Genomic DNA, 5231 nt, shown 5'->3' on the forward strand with positions numbered 1-5231 from the left:
TAAGTGTGGGCGTTTGGCTTTTCGGGAATTCAAGAGAAAAGTTTGAACGCTCAACGCTAGAGTACGGAGAAATCCGTGATTCTTGATTGAGTGAACTGATGGATTGAACTGTAGAGTTTGATCCTGGCTCAGATTGAACGCTAGCGGCATGCCTTACACATGCAAGTCGAACGGCAGCGCGGGGGCAACCCTGGCGGCGAGTGGCGAACGGGTGAGTAATGCATCGGAACGTGCCCAACGATGGGGGATAACTGCGCGAAAGCGTTGCTAATACCGCATACGACCTACGGGTGAAAGCAGGGGACCGCAAGGCCTTGCGTCGATGGAGCGGCCGATGTCGGATTAGCTAGTTGGTGAGGTAAAGGCTCACCAAGGCGACGATCCGTAGCTGGTCTGAGAGGACGACCAGCCACACTGGGACTGAGACACGGCCCAGACTCCTACGGGAGGCAGCAGTGGGGAATCTTGGACAATGGGCGCAAGCCTGATCCAGCAATGCCGCGTGTGGGAAGAAGGCCTTCGGGTTGTAAACCACTTTTGGCAGGAAAGAAATCGTCCGTGCTAATACCATGGATGGATGACGGTACCTGCAGAATAAGCACCGGCTAACTACGTGCCAGCAGCCGCGGTAATACGTAGGGTGCGAGCGTTAATCGGAATTACTGGGCGTAAAGCGTGCGCAGGCGGTTGGGAAAGATCGATGTGAAATCCCCGGGCTTAACCTGGGAATGGCATGGATGACTATCCGACTGGAGTACGGTAGAGGGGAGTGGAATTCCGCGTGTAGCAGTGAAATGCGTAGATATGCGGAGGAACACCGATGGCGAAGGCAGCTCCCTGGACCTGTACTGACGCTCATGCACGAAAGCGTGGGGAGCAAACAGGATTAGATACCCTGGTAGTCCACGCCCTAAACGATGTCAACTGGTTGTTGGACGGGCAACTGTTCAGTAACGAAGCTAACGCGTGAAGTTGACCGCCTGGGGAGTACGGCCGCAAGGTTAAAACTCAAAGGAATTGACGGGGACCCGCACAAGCGGTGGATGATGTGGTTTAATTCGATGCAACGCGAAAAACCTTACCTACCCTTGACATGTCTGGAATCCCGAAGAGATTTGGGAGTGCTCGAAAGAGAGCCGGAACACAGGTGCTGCATGGCTGTCGTCAGCTCGTGTCGTGAGATGTTGGGTTAAGTCCCGCAACGAGCGCAACCCTTGCCATTAGTTGCTACGAAAGGGCACTCTAATGGGACTGCCGGTGACAAACCGGAGGAAGGTGGGGATGACGTCAAGTCATCATGGCCCTTATGGGTAGGGCTACACACGTCATACAATGGACGGTACAGAGGGCTGCCAACCCGCGAGGGGGAGCCAATCCCAGAAAACCGTTCGTAGTCCGGATTGCAGTCTGCAACTCGACTGCATGAAGTCGGAATCGCTAGTAATCGCGGATCAGCTTGCCGCGGTGAATACGTTCCCGGGTCTTGTACACACCGCCCGTCACACCATGGGAGTGGGGTTTACCAGAAGTCATTAGCCTAACCGCAAGGAGGGCGATGACCACGGTAGGCTTCATGACTGGGGTGAAGTCGTAACAAGGTAGCCGTATCGGAAGGTGCGGCTGGATCACCTCCTTTCTGGAAACTCTCGCAAGGGTCAAGCGCCCACGCTTATCGGCTAGGCAGCCTGTGTAGTTGTGCAAGTGACATTGGCAAGGTTGACGTGGCCAGCTGGCCGCAGCCGAGGACGGTCCTGGGTCTGTAGCTCAGCTGGTTAGAGCACCGTCTTGATAAGGCGGGGGTCGTTGGTTCGAGCCCAACCAGACCCACCAGGTACGGGAAGAGGACGCGCTGGGGGTGTAGCTCAGCTGGGAGAGCACCTGCTTTGCAAGCAGGGGGTCATCGGTTCGATCCCGTTCACCTCCACCAACCCTGTACGTCGCGCCGGCCCTGTTCGAGGGCGGGGCACACACACACACAAGAAGGCATGATCAAAGGCGAGCGCATGCGCGGAAGGACGCGCGGTGTGCTGGCCCTTGATCGTGAAGACGATCGGCTGTGCTCTTTAACAATTCGGAAGCTGACGACATGTTCTGATGAGGGACATGTTGTTGCGATTGCATCGAACTTCATCAACGAGAGCTTATGGCTTTGGTTGGGTCGCAAGGCCCAGGTCAAAGTTATAGGATCAAGCGACGAAGTGCATACGGTGGATGCCTTGGCGACTACAGGCGACGAAGGACGTGGAAGCCTGCGATAAGCTGCGGGGAGCTGGCAATCAAGCTTTGATCCGCAGATGTCCGAATGGGGAAACCCACCCGCAAGGGTATCCCGTGCTGAATCCATAGGCACGGGAGGCGAACCGGGCGAACTGAAACATCTAAGTAACCCGAGGAATAGAAATCAACCGAGATTCCGAAAGTAGTGGCGAGCGAAATCGGACCAGCCTGCACGTTTTAGCATGGAAGACAGGGGAAGGCTCTGGAAAGGGCCGCCATAGTGGGTGATAGCCCCGTACCTGAAATCATCCGTGTGGAACTAGGCGTGCGACAAGTAGGGCGGGACACGTGAAATCCTGTCTGAACATGGGGGGACCATCCTCCAAGGCTAAATACTCGTAGTCGACCGATAGTGAACAAGTACCGTGAGGGAAAGGTGAAAAGAACCCCGGGAGGGGAGTGAAATAGATCCTGAAACCGTATGCATACAAAAAGTCGGAGCCCGCAAGGGTGACGGCGTACCTTTTGTATAATGGGTCAGCGACTTACATTCAGTGGCGAGCTTAACCGAATAGGGAAGGCGTAGGGAAACCGAGTCCGAACAGGGCGTCGAGTCGCTGGGTGTAGACCCGAAACCGGATGATCTATCCATGGCCAGGATGAAGGCTGGGTAACACCAGCTGGAGGTCCGAACCGACTAGTGTTGCAAAATTAGCGGATGAGCTGTGGATAGGGGTGAAAGGCTAAACAAATCCGGAAATAGCTGGTTCTCCTCGAAAACTATTTAGGTAGTGCCTCGTGTATCACCTTCGGGGGTAGAGCACTGTTTTGGCTAGGGGGTCATGGCGACTTACCAAACCAAGGCAAACTCCGAATACCGAAGAGTGTCAGCACGGGAGACAGAGCACCGGGTGCTAACGTCCGGACTCAAGAGGGAAACAACCCAGACCGCCAGCTAAGGTCCCCAAATATGGCTAAGTGGGAAACGAAGTGGGAAGGCATTGACAGTCAGGAAGTTGGCTTAGAAGCAGCCATCCTTTAAAGAAAGCGTAATAGCTCACTGATCGAGTCGTCCTGCGCGGAAGATGTAACGGGGCTAAGCCATATACCGAAGCTGCGGATGTGACCTTTGGTCACGTGGTAGAGGAGCGTTCCGTAAGCCTGCGAAGGTGTCCTGGAAGGGGTGCTGGAGGTATCGGAAGTGCGAATGCTGACATGAGTAGCGTTAAAGGGGGTGAAAAGCCCCCTCGCCGTAAGCGCAAGGTTTCCTACGCAACGTTCATCGGCGTAGGGTGAGTCGGCCCCTAAGGCGAGGCAGAAATGCGTAGCTGATGGGAAACAGGTTAATATTCCTGTACCACTGTCGAGTGCGATGTGGGGACGGAGAAAGTTAGGTCAGCCGGGTGTTGGATGTCCCGGTTCAAGCATGTAGGCGTGCCCCTTAGGCAAATCCGGGGGGCTGAGCTGAGGTGTGACGACGAGGCGGCTTGCCGCCGAAGTGATTGATACTCTGCTTCCAAGAAAAGCCACTAAGCTTCAGCTCGACAGGACCGTACCGCAAACCGACACTGGTGCGCGAGATGAGTATTCTCAGGCGCTTGAGAGAACTCGGGAGAAGGAACTCGGCAAATTGGTACCGTAACTTCGGGATAAGGTACGCCCCTGGTATGTGGAGACCCTCGCGGTCGAAGCAGAAGGGGGCCGCAGTGAAAAGGTGGCTGCGACTGTTTATTAAAAACACAGCACTCTGCAAACACGAAAGTGGACGTATAGGGTGTGACGCCTGCCCGGTGCCGGAAGGTTAAGTGATGGGGTGCAAGCTCTTGATCGAAGCCCCGGTAAACGGCGGCCGTAACTATAACGGTCCTAAGGTAGCGAAATTCCTTGTCGGGTAAGTTCCGACCTGCACGAATGGCGTAACGATGGCCACACTGTCTCCTCCCGAGACTCAGCGAAGTTGAAATGTTTGTGATGATGCAATCTCCCCGCGGAAAGACGGAAAGACCCCATGAACCTTTACTGCAGCTTTGCATGGGACTTTGAACAGATCTGTGTAGGATAGGTGGGAGGCTTTGAAGCCGGGATGCTAGTTCCGGTGGAGCCAACCTTGAAATACCACCCTGGTGTGTTTGAGGTTCTAACCTTGGTCCTTGAATCAGGATCGGGGACAGTGCATGGTGGGCAGTTTGACTGGGGCGGTCTCCTCCCAAAGCGTAACGGAGGAGTTCGAAGGTACGCTAGGTACGGTCGGAAATCGTGCTGATAGTGCAATGGCATAAGCGTGCTTAACTGCGAGACTGACAAGTCGAGCAGATGCGAAAGCAGGACATAGTGATCCGGTGGTTCTGTATGGAAGGGCCATCGCTCAACGGATAAAAGGTACTCTGGGGATAACAGGCTGATACCGCCCAAGAGTTCATATCGACGGCGGTGTTTGGCACCTCGATGTCGGCTCATCTCATCCTGGGGCTGTAGCCGGTCCCAAGGGTATGGCTGTTCGCCATTTAAAGAGGTACGTGAGCTGGGTTTAAAACGTCGTGAGACAGTTTTGTCCCTATCTTCCGTGGGCGCTGGAGGCTTGAGAGGGCCTGCTCCTAGTACGAGAGGACCGGAGTGGACGCACCCCTGGTGTACCGGTTGTCACGCCAGTGGCATCGCCGGGTAGCTATGTGCGGAAGAGATAACCGCTGAAAGCATCTAAGCGGGAAACTCGCCTCAAGATAAGGCCTCCCTGGGGACTCGATCCCCCTGAAGGGTCGTTGAAGACTACAACGTTGATAGGCTGGGTGTGGAAGCGCAGTAATGCGTTGAGCTAACCAGTACTAATTGCCCGTGCGGCTTGATCCTATAACCTTGATCTGGCTCGATCCAATCGCAACACAGCGTCAGCTCCCGAATCCCGGTTGCAGGGATTCCCACGTGGCACAGACCACGGACCCCGCAACCCACCAGTTACGCCTGATGACCATAGCGAGGTGGAACCACTCCTTCCCATCCCGAACAGGACCGTGAAA

The 5231-nt window shown here is 55.1% G+C and carries 2 tRNA genes and 2 rRNA genes; all 4 read left to right on the forward strand.

Annotated features, from left to right (window positions below):
* Positions 1–105: 105 nt before the first annotated feature.
* The 4 genes from LI953_RS14990 (at position 106) to LI953_RS15005 (ending at position 5064) form a co-directional block, all read left to right on the forward strand.
* Positions 106–1636, forward strand: a 16S ribosomal RNA gene (locus tag LI953_RS14990).
* A 117-nt stretch (positions 1637–1753) separates the two neighbouring features.
* Positions 1754–1830 (forward strand) — tRNA-Ile (locus tag LI953_RS14995).
* Between the two features lie 21 nt (positions 1831–1851).
* Positions 1852–1927, forward strand: a tRNA-Ala gene (locus LI953_RS15000).
* 257 nt (positions 1928–2184) lie between these two features.
* A 23S ribosomal RNA gene (locus LI953_RS15005) occupies positions 2185–5064 on the forward strand.
* Together the 16S and 23S rRNA genes with 2 tRNA genes alongside form the textbook arrangement of a ribosomal RNA operon.
* Positions 5065–5231 lie beyond the last annotated feature (167 nt).

The organism is Acidocella sp. KAb 2-4 (assembly GCF_020567705.1).
Lineage (GTDB): Bacteria > Pseudomonadota > Alphaproteobacteria > Acetobacterales > Acetobacteraceae > Acidocella.